Annotated in this window: 11 protein-coding genes; 7 read left to right on the plus strand and 4 right to left on the minus strand. The window is 70.3% G+C overall.

Annotated features, from left to right (window positions below; genetic code table 11):
• Nucleotides 1-132 precede the first annotated feature (132 nt).
• Together NUG21_RS04760 and NUG21_RS04765 are read left to right on the plus strand one after the other, a co-directional pair.
• Nucleotides 133-771, plus strand: coding sequence for a LuxR C-terminal-related transcriptional regulator (locus tag NUG21_RS04760; RefSeq protein WP_048490880.1), 639 nt, complete (start codon nucleotides 133-135; stop codon nucleotides 769-771).
• 94 nt (nucleotides 772-865) lie between these two features.
• Nucleotides 866-1,216: a DUF5713 family protein gene (locus NUG21_RS04765; RefSeq protein ID WP_019796691.1), complete on the plus strand. Its 351-nt coding sequence runs from the start codon at nucleotides 866-868 to the stop codon at nucleotides 1,214-1,216.
• Between the two features lie 504 nt (nucleotides 1,217-1,720).
• On the opposite strand, the gene NUG21_RS04770 is transcribed toward NUG21_RS04765, so the two are convergent.
• Both NUG21_RS04770 and NUG21_RS04775 read right to left on the minus strand, forming a co-directional pair.
• Nucleotides 1,721-4,366 (minus strand): hybrid sensor histidine kinase/response regulator, encoded by a 2,646-nt coding sequence (locus tag NUG21_RS04770; RefSeq protein ID WP_263392429.1) that lies wholly within the window; start codon nucleotides 4,364-4,366, stop codon nucleotides 1,721-1,723.
• Between the two features lie 314 nt (nucleotides 4,367-4,680).
• Complete coding sequence (locus NUG21_RS04775) at nucleotides 4,681-5,853, minus strand: OprO/OprP family phosphate-selective porin (RefSeq protein ID WP_160945361.1); 1,173 nt, start codon at nucleotides 5,851-5,853, stop codon at nucleotides 4,681-4,683.
• A 443-nt stretch (nucleotides 5,854-6,296) separates the two neighbouring features.
• Here NUG21_RS04775 and NUG21_RS04780 point away from each other — a divergent pair, with 443 nt between their 5' ends.
• Both NUG21_RS04780 and NUG21_RS04785 read left to right on the plus strand, forming a co-directional pair.
• Nucleotides 6,297-7,637 carry a dicarboxylate/amino acid:cation symporter gene (locus NUG21_RS04780; protein WP_160945360.1) on the plus strand — a complete coding sequence of 447 codons (1,341 nt, stop codon included), beginning with the start codon at nucleotides 6,297-6,299 and terminating at the stop codon, nucleotides 7,635-7,637.
• Between the two features lie 149 nt (nucleotides 7,638-7,786).
• Nucleotides 7,787-10,072, plus strand: a complete 2,286-nt coding sequence (locus NUG21_RS04785; protein WP_160945359.1) for an NADP-dependent malic enzyme — start codon at nucleotides 7,787-7,789, stop codon at nucleotides 10,070-10,072.
• 469 nt (nucleotides 10,073-10,541) lie between these two features.
• Here the strand turns inward: NUG21_RS04785 and NUG21_RS04790 are convergent, their stop codons facing one another.
• Nucleotides 10,542-10,781: a helix-turn-helix domain-containing protein gene (locus NUG21_RS04790; RefSeq protein ID WP_040902394.1), complete on the minus strand. Its 240-nt coding sequence runs from the start codon at nucleotides 10,779-10,781 to the stop codon at nucleotides 10,542-10,544.
• Between the two features lie 199 nt (nucleotides 10,782-10,980).
• On the opposite strand from NUG21_RS04790, the gene NUG21_RS04795 reads away from it, so the two are divergent.
• Genes NUG21_RS04795 through NUG21_RS04805 form a run of 3 tightly spaced genes read left to right on the plus strand, consistent with a single transcriptional unit; the run spans nucleotide 10,981 to nucleotide 13,637 of the window.
• Entirely contained in the window at nucleotides 10,981-11,178 is a 198-nt protein-coding gene (locus tag NUG21_RS04795) for a zinc-finger domain-containing protein (RefSeq protein WP_010344507.1), read from the plus strand.
• A gap of 10 nt (nucleotides 11,179-11,188) precedes the next feature.
• Nucleotides 11,189-12,301: a glycosyltransferase gene (locus NUG21_RS04800; RefSeq protein WP_263392430.1), complete on the plus strand. Its 1,113-nt coding sequence runs from the start codon at nucleotides 11,189-11,191 to the stop codon at nucleotides 12,299-12,301.
• Nucleotides 12,282-13,637 carry an O-antigen ligase family protein gene (locus tag NUG21_RS04805; protein ID WP_263392431.1) on the plus strand — a complete coding sequence of 452 codons (1,356 nt, stop codon included), beginning with the start codon at nucleotides 12,282-12,284 and terminating at the stop codon, nucleotides 13,635-13,637. The genes NUG21_RS04800 and NUG21_RS04805 overlap by 20 nt, the downstream gene beginning before the upstream one ends.
• 4 nt (nucleotides 13,638-13,641) lie before the next feature.
• Here NUG21_RS04805 and NUG21_RS04810 read toward each other — a convergent pair whose 3' ends face one another.
• On the minus strand, nucleotides 13,642-14,583 hold the full coding sequence (locus tag NUG21_RS04810) for an LpxL/LpxP family Kdo(2)-lipid IV(A) lauroyl/palmitoleoyl acyltransferase (protein ID WP_242082067.1): 942 nt from the start codon (nucleotides 14,581-14,583) through the stop codon (nucleotides 13,642-13,644).
• Between the last annotated feature and the right edge of the window lie 42 nt (nucleotides 14,584-14,625).

Below are 14,625 nucleotides of genomic sequence, written 5' to 3' on the forward strand. Positions count from 1 at the left end.
GGCCGCGCCGCGGTCCGATCGGGCACGTGCACGCTCGGCATCCATCCGCGCCGCACGTACACTGCCTGTCCTGCGCGCTGTCCGCGCCCACCCGATGCCGCGTTGCGGCGTCATGCCAGCCGCCTCACGCCCATGGATGCCCCGACGATCCTGGTCGCCGACGACCACCCGCTGTTCCGCGCCGCCGTGCTGCACGCGCTGCGCCAGGCCCTGCCGCGCGCCCTGGTAGTGGAGGCGGCCAGCGCCGCCACCCTGGACGCCGCACTGGCCGCGCAAGCCGATGCCGACCTGATCCTGCTGGACCTGGCCATGCCCGGCGCGCGCGGCTTCTCGGCCCTGCTGCACGTGCGCGGCGAGCGTCCGGACGTGCCGGTGGTGGTGATCTCTTCCAACGACCACCCGCGGGTGATCCGCCGCGCGCAGCAGTTCGGCGCGGCCGGCTTCATCCCCAAGTCCTCGCCGGCCGAGACCATCGGCATCGCGGTGGCGGCGGTGCTCGACGGCGGCACCTGGTTCCCGCCGCTGACCGCGGCGCGCTCGGAGGCCGATGCGCAGCTGGCCGCGCGCCTGGCGCAACTGACCCCGCAGCAGTTCCGGGTGCTGCTGTGCCTGGCCGACGGGCTGCTCAACAAGCAGATCGCCTACGAGCTGGGCCTGGCCGAGAACACCGTCAAGGTCCACGTCACCGCGATCCTGAAGAAGCTCGAGTGCCACAGCCGCACCCAGGCGGCGGTGCTGGTGAAGGCGCTGGAGCCGGAAGGCGAGGCCTGAACCGGGCGCCGGCGGGGGGCGTTTTCCGCGGCGCCCGGATACGCGATGCTATGCGCCGATGCCCGCGCCCCCTGCGGGCGGAGACCACCGGACCATGCCCACCACGACCATCCGCAACGAGCAGACCGCCCACTATCCGTTCCTGCAGGAGATGCTGGACGATGACTACTTTCCCCCGTCGCTGGTCGGCAAGGGGCAGAAGATCCTGCTGCGGTTGTGCGAGGCGATCGAGGCGCAGGAACCGGCGGACCTGGCGGCGCTGTACCGGCTGACCCATGCCGCCACCGAGGAGTTCAACAAGCTGGCGCTGGAGTTCGAGGCCCACGACAGCGAGATCGAGACCTCCGCGCGCGAGAACATCGGCGTGGATTTCCTGCACATCGCCAAGGCCTACGGTTTCGAAGACGCCGACGTCGAAGAGCTGATCGCCCCGCGCGAGTGGTGACGGCGGCCCCCTTCCCCCGGCGGGAGAAGGTGCTCCGAAGGGGGCGGATGAGGGTGCGGCGGCCCGGGGGGCTTCCTCTCTCAAGGGCAAGGCGGGGAGGGCTTGCCAACTGCGCATGAGGTCTCAGGTGGCGCTGCGCGCGCCGACCCTCACCCCAACCCCTCTCGCGACGGGAGAGGGGCTAAAGCGCGACGCTCCGGCTTGTCCTTCTCCCCTCGGGAGAAGGTGCCCCGCAGGGGCGGATGAGGGTGCGGCGGCCCGGGGGCTTCCTCTCTCAAGGGCGAGGCGGGAATGGCTCGCCAACTGCGTGAAGCCTCAGGTGGCGCTGCGCGCGCCGACCCTCACCCCAACCCCTCTCCCGGGGAGGTGGCTCAAGCGCGACGCTCCGGCTCTTCCTTCTCCCCTCGGGAGAAGGTGCCCCGAAGGGGCGGATGAGGGTACGGGCGCCGGGTTTCCCTAGCCGCCAAAGTACCGCGGCCAGACATCCAGCCTCCACAACACGCCTCACCCACGCCGCAGCAGCATCTGCGTCATCAGCGCGCGCAGGGCCGGGGCCCGGACTGGCTTGGCCAGGAAGCCCCAGCCGCGTTCCTGCGCCAGGGCGCGCAACGCCGGATCGGCTTCGGCGGTGATCAGGATCACCCGTGGCTCGGCCTGCCAGCGTGCGCACAGCTGCGCGAACAGGCTCGGGCCGTCGCGGTCGCCCATGCGCACGTCCAGCAGTACCAGTTCGGGCGCCTGCGCCGGCTGCGCCGCGGCCAGGGCCTGCTCCGGGCCAGCGGCCAGTTCCACCTGGCAGGCCCAGCGCGTCAGCAGAGTGCGGCTGGCCTCGCAGACCCGCGGGTCGTCGTCGATGCACCACACCCGGCAGCCGTGCAGGATCGGGTCGTCGCCGTTGTCGCTGGCCATCGCCGCCGGCGCCTGGCGCTGCGCGGCAGCGGCATCGCCCAGCGGCACCGTCACCGAGAATACGCTGCCGCGGCCCAAGTGCGAGCGCAGGCCGATGCGATGGCCGAGCAGGCGGCCGATGCGCTCCACGATCGCCAGGCCGAGGCCGGCGCCGCGGTCGTTGGCGACGCCGTCGCCGAGCCGGCGGAACTCCTCGAAGATCTCCTGCTGCAGGGCGTCGGGAATGCCCGGTCCCTGGTCGTGGACCTCGATGCGCAACTGCGCGCGCTCGCGCCGGCAGCCCAGCAGCACGCGCCCGCGCGGGGTGTAGCGCACCGCGTTGGACAGGAAATTCTGCAGGATGCGCCGCAGCAGGGTCGCATCGCTGCGCACCGTGGCGCGCGTCGGCACACAGTCCAGGCGCAGGCCGCGACCTTCGGCGACGATGCCGAACTCGCGCGCCAGGGTCTGCAGCAGCGGATCCAGCGCCAGATCCTGCACCTGCGTCTTCAGCGTGCCGGCCTCCAGCCGCGAGATGTCCAGCAGGCTGTTGAGGATCGCATCCTGCGCCGCCAGCGCGTTGTCGACATGGTCGGCGATCTGCCGCGCATCGGCCTCGTGCAGCTTGCCGCGCAGCGCCGAGACGAACATGCGCGCGGCGTTGAGCGGCTGCAGCAGGTCGTGCACCGCCGAGGCCACGAAGCGGGTCTTGTAGCGGTTGGCGTTCTCGGCCTCGCGCTTGGCCTCGGCCAGGTCGCGGGTGCGTTCGGCGACGCGGTGCTCCAGCGCGTCGGCCAGCGAGCGCAGTTCGCGCGCGGCGTTCTTGTAGCTGGTGATGTCGGCGTAGCTGGTGACGAAGCCGCCGTCGGGCAGCGGATTGCCGCGGATTTCCAGCACCGTGCCGTCGTCCTTCTCGCTCTCGCGCATGTGCGGGCGGCCGCTGCGCAGGTGGTCCAGGCGGCGCTGGATGGCCGCCTCCACCGGGCCGGGGCCGAGCAGGCCGCGACGCGCGTTGTAGCGGAACACGTCCTCGATCGGGCGGCCGACCCGGATCAGTTCCGGCGGAAAGCGGAAGATCTCCAGATAGCGCGAATTCCACGCCACCAGGCGCAGTTGCGCGTCGATGATCACCACGCCCTGCGGCAGGTGCTCCAGGCTGCGGCTGAGGCCGGTGTCGGCCTGCTGCGCGGCCTGCACGATGCCGTCCTGGGCAGTACGCAGCTCCTGCGCATGCTGCTGCAGCAGCGACTCCAGTTCGCGCCGGCTGCGCTGGCGCAGCCGCGCCAGGCGCTGGCGCTGCTGGAACAGCAGGCCCAGGAATGACAACGCCAGCCAGATCCCGGCGGCGGCCAGCGCGGCGGCACGGCCGGCCGCGCGGCTGCCGCCGATGTCGTGCAGCAGGTGCAGGCGCCAGCCGCTCTCCGGCAGCGCCATGCTCTGCCACAGCAGCGGCGCCGGCTGCGCCGGCATGTCGATGCGCATCACCTGGCCGCCGTCGTCCAGCGTCTCCAGCACCCGCCGTTGCGCCGGCAGCAGGGTCTGCTGCGCGTACTGGCGGGTGGCCAGCAGTTCGCCGCGCTCGCGCGCGCTGAGCGGCTGCAATTGGCGGTAGCGCCAGACGTCGCGGCTGGACAGGAACACCACGCCGTGGCGGTCGCTGACCAGCACCACGTCGGGCACGCGCAGCCATTCGTGCTCCAGCGCGGCCAGCTCGATCTTGATCACGATCACTCCGAGCGGACGCCCGCGTGCATCGAGGATCGCCTGCGACAGGAAGTAGCCGGGCACGCCGGTGGTCATGCCGATGCCGTAGAAGCGGCCCTTGCCCTGGGCCAAGGCCTGCTTCACGTACGGGCGGAAGCTGTAGTCGGCGCCGACGTTGCTGCTGGCCAGGCGCCAGTTGCTGGCGGCCAGGGCCACGCCGTTGGCGTCGATCAGGGTCAGGGTCGAGGAGCGGGTGACATCGTTGGCGCGTTCCAGTTTCAGGTTCAGTTGCCGCTGCGTGGCCGCGTCCAGCGGGTGGGTCAGGGCATCGCGCAGTTCCGGATCCAGCGCCAGTACCTGCGGCAGGGTGCGGTAGCGATCGATGCGCTGCTGCAGGGTCTGCGCATACAGCTCCAGTTGCTGGCGCAACTGCACGCTCTCGGCACGCAGGGCGCGTTGTTCGGCGACGTGTTGCGCCGACAGCATCGCCAAGGCCATGCCGCCGACGATGACGACCAGCAGCAGGACGAGGCGGCGATGGCGCAGGAGCGAGGGCATGCGGAAGAATGCGGCGACAGGGGCCGCATCAGCTTAGAGGGTGCGATGCCGTTTGCGGCATGCGCTGGCGCTGGCCGGTGTCGCTGATCGTCTAGAAACGGCCCGGTCAGGCCTGGACGGCAATCGCGTCAGCGAGCGTCGCCGGTAGCGACCCGCAGATGCGCCGCGGACACGCTGTGGGCGGCGAGGCCGGAGTGCACGCGGGCCGTCGGCATCGACGACGGGCTGCGCTGCGGTTCCTTGCACGGTCGCTGCGGCTGGCGCCGCAGTAGGCACGCCGGCCGATCGCGTCGGATCGGCCGGCGTGCGACGGCTCAGAACTGGACCTGGGCGCGGACGTCCAGCGAGTTCGGCTTCAGGCGCACGCCGGCGCGTTCGGCATCGGCGCGCACGTAGTTGACCTGGAACTTGAAGTGGCTGGTCAGGTACCAGTTGGCGCCGAAGGTCCAGTCGTGCTGGCGGCCGCCGAGCACGGTACCGTCGTCCAGGTCCAGGCGGCTGTAGCGCGCCAGCAGCTCGACCGCGCCGTAGGCATTGGCCGGCTTGATGTTGCCGACGTTGCCGGCGCTGTACGGCCGCGATTCGCCGGTCAGCACGTAGCTGGCGAACACGTACTGGCCGTCGGCGGTGTAGTCGGGGCGGCCGTTGTCGCGGGTCACGTCGGCGCGCAGCGCCTCGCCCTGCATCGAGAACGGCCCCTTGATCCAGATTGCCTCCAGGCCGGTGCGGCGCACCTGGTCGACGTCGACCAGCGTGCCGGAGTCGATCAGGCGCACGTCGGTCAGGCCGGCTTCCGGACGCGCGCGGAAGCGCGCGCGCGGGCTGAAGCTCACGTCCAGGCCGTTGTGGTAGCCGCGCGGATTCTCCTGCGAATAGGCCAGGCCCAGGTGCAGCACGTCACCCTCGGCCTTGAACGGGGTCCACACGCCGCGCACCGCCTGGGTGGTGCCGGGGTTGTCGCCCTGCAGGTCCTTGCCGCCGTAGGCGCCGGCCTGCAGCAGGTACTGCGGACGCTCGAAGGTCCACTCCACGCCGGTGCGGCGGCCCTGGTAGATCGCCTGCACTGGCAGCGCCACTTCCATGAAGCTGTCCGCACGCGAGCTGGTCACGCCTTCCAGGCCCACCGGCACCTTGATGTAGCCCAGCCGCACCTTGCCGTAATCGGCGCCGAACAGGGCCTTGGTCTCGAAGCGGAAGAACACGTCCAGCCACAGCTTGGACTCGAAGTCGAAGTACACCATCGCGTCGTACACGCCCTTCTTCTTCAGCGTGGCGCCGAATTCCTTGCGGCGGAACGCGTTGTCGTCCTCCAGGCGGCCGTCGTCGTTGGAAAAGTTGTTCCAGTCGTAGGCGTAGTTGCCGGTCACGGCCAGTTCGGTGCCGTCGTTGAAGGCGACCTTGGTCGGCCAATTGTCGAAGTTATCGGCGGCGATGGCGGGAGCGGCGGCGGTCAGGCCCAGCGCAGCGAAGAGAAGGGTGTGGCGCATGATGGAGTCGTCTCGGTAAGGAATGAAGGCGCGGCAGTCCCCGGCCGGGCTGGTGGTGCGATGGCGCGGGCAGTGCGGTGGCGGGCCGCACGCGAACGGCGAGCCGCCGCGATGCGGACACGGTGCCGGACGTAATTGCCCCCTGCATGCAATAGCGGACGCGCCCGGCCGTTCTTTACGGCGATGTTGCAATTCCCGCGGCGCCGCCTCCCCTGGGGACGCGCTGCGATGGCGACGGCGCCGCCACAGGCCGCCAGGGCGGCGTCTGTCTGCGGCGTTGCGTTCGGCCCTTCCGTGAGCGTACCGCGGCACTGTAACCGCGTCGACATGGCCAGGCGCCGGGCCTAGTACCAATAGGTTATCTGCTTAGACGCCGGCGACGCGTACAAAGGCAGCATTCCGCGACCCGCGTCGGGTGGGCGGACCGTCCCGGAGCGCAAGCCATGCATATTCCAACCTCGCCGGCGGGTCACGCGCCCCGGCATCTGCCGTTCTACCGGCAGCTGTACTTCCAGGTGGTGGTCGCCATCGTCCTCGGCGCCATCCTCGGCCACTTCGAGCCGGCGTTCGCCGAGAAGCTCAAGCCGCTGGGCGACGCCTTCATCAAGCTGGTGAAGATGATCATCGCGCCGGTGATCTTCCTGACCATCGTCACCGGCATCGCCGGCATGACCCACCTGAAGACGGTGGGGCGGGTGTTCGCCAAGGCGATGGTGTACTTCCTGTTCTTCTCCACCCTGGCGCTGATCGTCGGCATGATCGTCGCGCACGTGGTGCAGCCCGGCGCCGGCATGAACATCAATGCCGCCGACCTGGACCAGAGCGCGGTGCACAGCTACGTGGAGAAGTCGCACGAGCTGACCCTGGTCGGCTTCCTGATGGACATCATCCCGAAGACGCTGCTCAGCCCGTTCGTCGGCGACAACATCCTGCAGGTGCTGTTCGTGGCGGTGCTGTTCGGCGTGTCGCTGGCGATGGTGGGCGAGCGCGGCAAGCCGGTGCTGAACCTGCTGGAGGCGCTGGTGGCGCCGGTGTTCAAGCTGGTGCATATCCTGATGAAGGCCGCGCCGATCGGCGCGTTCGGCGCGATCGCCTTCACCATCGGCAAGTACGGCGTGGGATCGCTGGTCAATCTGGCCTGGCTGGTGGGTTCGTTTTACGTGACCTCGCTGCTGTTCGTGCTGGTGATCCTGGGCGCGGTGGCGCGCCTGTGCGGCTTCTCGGTCCTCAAGCTGATCCGTTACCTGAAGGCCGAGCTGCTGCTGGTGCTGGGCACGTCGTCGTCCGAATCGGCGCTGCCCTCGCTGATGGAGAAGATGGAAAAGGCCGGTTGCCAGAAGTCCGTGGTCGGCCTGGTCGTGCCCACCGGCTATTCGTTCAACCTCGACGGCACCAACATCTACATGACCCTGGCGGCGCTGTTCATCGCCCAGGCCACCAATACCGAACTGACCCTCGGCCACCAGATCGCGCTGCTGCTGGTGGCGATGCTCAGCTCCAAGGGCGCGGCCGGCGTGACCGGCGCCGGCTTCATCACCCTGGCGGCGACGCTGGCGGTGGTGCCGGAAGTGCCGGTGGCCGGCATGGCGTTGATCCTGGGCGTGGACCGCTTCATGAGCGAGTGCCGCTCGCTGACCAACTTCATCGGCAATGCGGTGGCCACCGTGGTGGTCTCGCGCTGGGAGAACGCGCTGGATCGCGACCGCCTGCGCATCGCCTTGAACGGCGGCGAAGAATCGCTGCCGGATGTGACGGTCGATCCTGTCGCCACCCCGACCCGCTGAGTCCGCTGCAACCTGGACGCGCCGGCACTGCCGGCGCGTCGCGTTTTTCCCGGTGCCCGCGGTCCTGGTGACAGCCGCCAGACAGGACCGCTCCTGCTGCTGGGGGTAGAATTCCGGGCCTCCGCGCCTTTCGACAAAAGAAGCCCTCGATGTCAAACGACGATTTCAAACAGGCCGCCCTCGACTATCACCGCCAGCAGCCGCCGGGCAAGATCAAGGTCTCCGCGACCAAGCCGATGCTGACCCAGCGCGACCTCTCCCTGGCCTATTCGCCGGGCGTGGCCTTCGCCTGCGAGGCCATCGTCGCCGACCCGAAACAGGCCAGCGAACTGACCGCGCGCGGCAACCTGGTGGCGGTGATCAGCAACGGCACGGCGGTGCTAGGCCTGGGCAACATCGGCCCGCTGGCGTCCAAGCCGGTGATGGAAGGCAAGGGCGTGCTGTTCCAGAAGTTCGCCGGCATCGACGTGTTCGACATCGAGATCAACGAGAACGATCCGGACAAGCTGGTCGACATCATCGCCAGCCTCGAGCCGACCTTCGGCGGCATCAACCTGGAAGACATCAAGGCGCCGGAGTGCTTCATCGTCGAGCGCAAGCTGCGCGAGCGCATGAACATCCCGGTGTTCCACGACGACCAGCACGGCACCGCGATCATCGTCGGCGCGGCCGTGCTCAACGCGCTGGTGGTCACCGGCAAGAAGATCGAAGAGGTCAAGCTGGCCACCACCGGCATGGGCGCGGCCGGCATCTCCTGCGTCAACATGCTGGTCTCGTTGGGCCTGAAGCCGGAGAACATCCTGGCGCTGGACCGCGACGGCGTGATCCACACCGGCCGTACCGACCTGGACCCGGACAAGGCGCGCTACGCCCGCGACACCGACAAGCGCACCCTGGCCGAGATCGTCGAGGGTGCGGACATCTTCCTGGGCCTGTCGGCCGCAGGCATCCTCAAGCCGGAGATGGTGGCGACGATGGCGCCGCAGCCGGTGATCTTCGCCCTGGCCAATCCCAATCCGGAAATCACCCCGGAAGCGGCCAAGGCGGTGCGCCCGGACGCGATCATCGGCACCGGCCGTTCGGACTACCCGAACCAGATCAACAACGTGCTGTGCTTCCCCTACCTGTTCCGCGGCGCCATCGACGTCGGCGCCACCGGCATCAACGAGGAGATGAAGATCGCCTGCGTCAAGGCGATCGCGGCGATGGCGCGGCGCGAGGCCTCGGACCTGGGGGCGGCCTACGGCGGCGAGACGCCGAGCTTCGGCCCGGACTACCTGATCCCGCGGCCGCTGGATCCGCGCCTGCTGGTCGAACTGTCCTCGGCGGTGGCGCAGGCGGCGATGGATTCGGGCGTGGCCACGCGGCCGATCGCCGACATGGCCGCCTATCGCGACAAGCTCAGCCAGTTCGTCTACCGCACCAGCCTGATGATGAAGCCGGTGTACGACCGTGCGCGCGCCGACAAGCAGCGCGTGGTGTACGCCGAGGGCGAAGAGGAAGTGGTGCTGCGCGCGGTGCAGAGCGTGATCGACGAGGGCCTGGCGTTCCCGATCCTGATCGGCCGCCCCGACGTGATCGAGGCGCGCATCAAGCGCCTGGGCTTGCGCATCACCGCCGGCGTGGATTTCGAAGTCACCAACATCCATGACGACCCGCGCTTCAACGACTATTGGCAGTACTACCACGCGCTCACCGAGCGCCGCGGCGTCACCGTGACCGCGGCCAAGGAGCTGATGCGCTCGCGGCCGACGCTGATCGCGGCGGTGATGGTCGCGCGCGGCGAAGCCGATGCGCTGCTCACCGGCGTGGTCGGCCGCTTCCACAAGAAGCTCGGCTACGCGCGCAGCGTGATCCCGCTGGAACCGCGGGTCAGCTCCACCTCGGCGATGACCGGCGTGATCAACCAGCAGGGCGCGTTCTTCTTCGTCGACACCCACGTGCAGGAAGATCCCAGCGTGGAGCAGATCGTCGAGGCCACGTTGCAGGCCGCCTATCGCCTGAAGCTGTTCGGCATCGAGCCGAACATCGCGCTGCTGTCGCATTCCAACTTCGGCAGCCACGATTCGCGCGATGCGCTGAAGATGCGGCAGGTGCGCGAGGCGTTGCTCAAGCGCAAGCCCGAGCTCAACATCGACGGCGAGATGCAGGGCGACACCGCGTGGGACGAGGCGCTGCGCAAGCAGATCATGCCCAACAGCACGCTGAAGGGCCGCGCCAACCTGTTCGTGCTGCCGAACCTGGAAGCGGCCAACATCGCCTACAACCTGGTGCGCGTGTTCACCGACGGCGTGGCGATCGGCCCGATCCTGATGGGCATCTCCAAGGCGGTGCACATCCTCACCACCAGCGCCACCTCGCGCCGGGTGATGAACATGACCGCGATCGCCGCGGTCGATGCGCAGATCCGCAAGCAGCTCGAAGCGGAGAAGTAAGCCGCCGCCGCGGCCTCCGTTGCACACCGGCCCGCGCGAAGGCGCCGCCGGTGTGTTGCATGCGCCCCGGCACCGCCGCCGGGGCGCACAGCTTGCCCGCTCGGCAGCCTGGCTGCCTTCCGGTCGCTCCTACGAGGTTGGTGCGTGCGTTGTGCGCGCGCTTGAAGGCGGGGCGTGTTCGGTGCCGTGCCTGAGAGGGTGTGAGGTGGCAGCAGGCGGGCTTGCTGGCAGAGAAGGGTGGCGATCGCGCGCGGATCAGTGTCGGAGTATCACGACAGCAGCGTGGGCGTCTTCGCTACGGGCGGCGCTGCTTCGCAGCGGGTCAGAGAACGTGGGGGCTGAAAACGGTTTCATACGCAGGCGACAAGATATGTCGCAGTGCCATTCGCGCCATCGTGCGCAGCCGGCACGCGGGCCGCGCGGGGTCAAGCCGGGGCACGGGAGCGACGCCAGTGGCGTCGCACCGCACTCAGGCCATGCGCTTGCCCACCGGCAACGGCAGGCTGTCGCCGTCGGTCTGGTTCAGCTTGGAAGGCTTGCCAGTCAGCAGCACATATGCGTCGACGCCGGTAAGTTCGGCGATCTTCAGCAAATGCCGGGCATTAGGGACAGAACGATTGTTCTCCCAGTGACCCAGGGTGCTATGCGCCACGCCCAGCAAGGCGGCAAGCTCGCGCAGCGTGAAACCGGCATTTCGCCGCGCCTGCATCAAACGCACACCTATATCCACGAGACACCTCAAAGCGGCATGTTGGCGCCGCGTGACACCAGCATAGTGCTGCGTTCGTCTTGCATCAAGCGAATAGGAAAAGCGCGTGAAGGGACGTCGTGCCGTGCCTCGCGGATCCCACGCCGGGCCCGGGCGGGCTGCTAGAATCGCCTGTCCCTTTCGCCGTGTCCCCACCGCCATGAGCCATACCGCCACCGCGCCCGCCAATGCCCAGACGCGCTACGAGGTGCGCCGCGCCGACCTGCCGCTGAGCTGCCCGACGCCGGAGATGGCGCTGTGGAATTCGCACCCGCGGGTCTACCTGCCGATCGAGGACGAGCCCGGCCTCGAAGCCAAGTGCCCCTACTGCGGCGCGGTCTTCGTGCTGGTCGACTGATCCGGGTTCGATGCACCGCCTGACCGTGGTGCAGCTGCTGCCGGCGCTGGAGTCCGGCGGCGTCGAGCGCTCCACGCTGGAAATCGCCCAGGCCCTGGTCGATGCCGGGCATCGTGCCCTGGTGGTCTCGGCCGGCGGCCGGCTGCTGCCCGCGCTGGCTGCCACCGGCGCCGAGCACATTGCCCTGGACATCGGCCGCAAATCCCTGCTGACCCTGCGCCATGTGCCGGCGCTGCGGCGCCTGTTCGCGCGCGAGCGCGCCGACATCGTGCACGCGCGCTCGCGGCTCCCGGCCTGGCTGGGCTGGTGCGCGCTGCAGGGCATGCCGGCGGCGCAGCGCCCGCGCCTGGCCACCACCGTGCACGGGCTCAACTCGCCCAGCCGCTACAGCGCGGTGATGACCCGCGGCGAGCGGGTCATCTGCGTGTCCGAGACCGTGCGCGCCTACGTGCTGCAGCACTATCCGCAGACCGATCCGGCGCGCCTGCGGGTGGTGCCGCGCGGCATCGATCCGGCACAGTTCCCGCGTCGTGCCTGGCCCGATGCGCAGGCGCGGGCCTGGGCGGCCAGCCAGGCGCCGGCGCTGGCCGGGAACGGGCCGCTGCTGTTGCTGCCGGGGCGCGGCACCCGCCTGAAAGGCCATGCCGACGCGCTGCGCCTGCTGGCGGCGCTGCGCGGCGACGGCCGCGACGCGCGGCTGTGGCTGCCCGGCGCACGCGAGGCCGGGCGCGAGGCCTATATCAGCGAACTGGAAGCCGAGGCCGCCGCACTCGGCGTGGCCGACGCGGTGGCGTTCACGCCGCCGACCGCGCGTATCGCCGAGGCCTACGCCGCCAGCGACCTGGTGCTGCAGCTTTCGCGGAAGCCCGAGGCGTTCGGCCGCACCGTGGTCGAGGCGCTGGCGGTCGGGCGGCCGGTGCTGGGCTGGGCGCATGGCGGGGTCGGCGAATTGCTCGCGCAGCTGCAGCCCGCCGGCGCGGTGGCGACCTTCGATGCCCAAGCCCTGCAGGCCGCCGCGCGTGCGCTGCTGACGCAACCTCCCGCGCCGCCGGCGGCGCTCCCCTACACGCTGCAGGCCATGCAGCGCAGTACCTTGGCGATCTATGACGAACTCCGGCCCTGACGGTTCCCTGTCCGCTTCTGCCTTGCCCGAGGTCCGCGAGCGCTGGGCGCCGGTCTGGGTGCTGCTCTTCGTCGCGCTGTGGCCGGCGCCGGGCCTGGCGGCCGGGGTGCTGGCGCTGGGCGCACTGGTGACCCTGGCGCGTCTGCTGCACAGCCGCTTCCGCGGCGGCGGGCGCCTGCTCAGCGGCCCGGCCTGGGCGCTGACCACGCTGCTGTTCTTCGCCTACTGGCTGCCGCAGCCGCTGTCGGCGCTGGGCGCGGTGGACGTGCCGCTGGCCCTGCGCGAATCGGCGGTGGACCTGCGCTTCCTGCCGTTCCTGTGGCTGGTGGCGATGGCGGTGGCGACGCCGCGAGGACGCCGCATCACCTTCAACGGCCTGGCGGTGATCGCCGCGCTCTGGACCGTGGACGCACTGGCGCAGGCGCTGTGCGGGACCAGCCCGCTGTTCTGGTCGATGGACCAACTGAAGTGGGCGATCAGCCACCACGGCCTGTGCACGCCGCAGGAGATCGCCCTGGCCGATCGCCTCAGCGGCGTGTTCGGCCCGTGCAACCTGAAGTTCGGCCAGGTGCTGGCCAGCGTGTCGCCGTTCCTGCTGTGGGTGGCGGCGCGCCGCGGTGGTGCCTGGGGCTGGCTGTTCGCCGCGGCCGCGGTGGGCGTGGTGCTGGTGCTGGCGGGATCGCGCGCCTCGTGGATCACCTATGCGGTGCTGCTGGTACTGTCGGGCTGGCGCCTGCTCGGCGCGCGCAAGCTGCTGGCGCTGGGCGTGGCCGCGCTGCTGGTGGCCGGGGTGCTGGGCGTGGTGTCGCCGCAGGTGCACGACCGCTTCGAGCGCACCACGCGCGCGCTCAGCGGGCATCCGGCCGACCTCAACGCGGCGCTGACCGGGCGCGCGCAGATCTGGACCGCTGCGTGGTGCATGATTCGCGAGCATCCGATCAACGGCGTCGGCGTACGCGGCTTCCGCGAGGCCTACGTCGGGTGCGATCCGGATCCGAGCCATGGCGGGGAATGGGGGCGCGAGCCGGCGTTCCATGCCCACCAGATCGTGCTCGAAGTGCTCGCCGAGACCGGCGTGATCGGCCTGCTGCTGTGGCTTGCCGGTGCCGCGCAGGCATGGCGCGCCTGGCGCTACGCCTCAGCGCAGGCGCGCGAACGCGCGCGCCCGGCGATGCAGGCCTTGCTGATCACGGTGTTCCCGTTCAACACCCACCTGGCGTTCTACTCGTCGTTCTGGGGCGGGCTGACCATGCTGCTGATCGGCCTGTACGCCGGCGCGCTGCTGGCGAACGACCCCGAACCGGGCGAGCGCGCCGACGCCACGGCGCCGGGGTGAGCGCTCAGCCGCGCTCGTAGAAGTCGCTGCGGCCGCCGGGCTGGCGCTTGAAGCGGCGGTGGATCCACAGGTACTGCGCCGGCGCCTCGCGCACCATCGCCTCGATGGCGGCGTTGACCCGCGCGGTGTCGGCGACCATGTCTTCCGACGGAAAGTCCTCCAGCGGCGGCGCGATGCGCAGGATGTAGTCGGCGCCTTCGCGGCGGTGGAAGTACGGCACCACCGCGCAGCCGGTCAGCCGCGCCAGCTGGTGGGTGGCGGTGATGGTGGCCGCGGGCATGCCGAAGAACGGCACGAACACCGTGTCCTTGCCGCGCATGTCCTGGTCCGGGGCGTACCACAGGAAGCCGCCGCGCTTGAGATGGCGCACGCTGCCGCGCAGGTCCTCGTTGGCGAACATGGCGGTGGCGTAGCGCAGGCGGCCGCGCTTGACCGCCCATTCGAACACCGGATTGCGGTGGCGCCGGTACATCCCGGCCAGCGGCACGTACTGGCACAGCAACCGGCCGCAGATCTCCAGGGTCATGAAATGGCCCGACACCAGCAGCACGCCGCGGCCCTGCGCCTGCAGCGCCTGCAGGTGTTCCAGGCCTTCGATGCGGGTGCGCCGGCGAATCGCGCCGATGCCGCCCCACCAGGCGCGGGCGAACTCGAACACGCCCACGCCCAGCGCATCGAAGCTGTCGCGCAGCAGGCGTTCGCGCCAGGCCGCGCTCTGCTCCGGGAAGCACAGTGTCAGGTTGACCTCGGCGGCATGGCGGCGGGTGCCGGCCAGGCGCAGCGCCAGCCAGCCGATGCCGCGGCCCAGGGCGCGTTGCAGCAGCCAGGGCAGGCGCGCGGCGATCACCGCCAGGCCGAGCAGCAGCCAGGTGAGCCAGTGGCGGGGCGAGCGCGGCGGCGGTGCGGCGTGGGTCGCGGAGGCGGGCGGAGTGGGAGCGGCAGACATGCGCCAAGTTTAGCCGGGCACGCGCACGGCCGCGTCGGCGCG

Origin of the sequence: Xanthomonas sp. CFBP 8445, assembly GCF_025666235.1 — a bacterium.
Classification (GTDB): Bacteria; Pseudomonadota; Gammaproteobacteria; order Xanthomonadales; family Xanthomonadaceae; genus Xanthomonas_A; species Xanthomonas_A indica.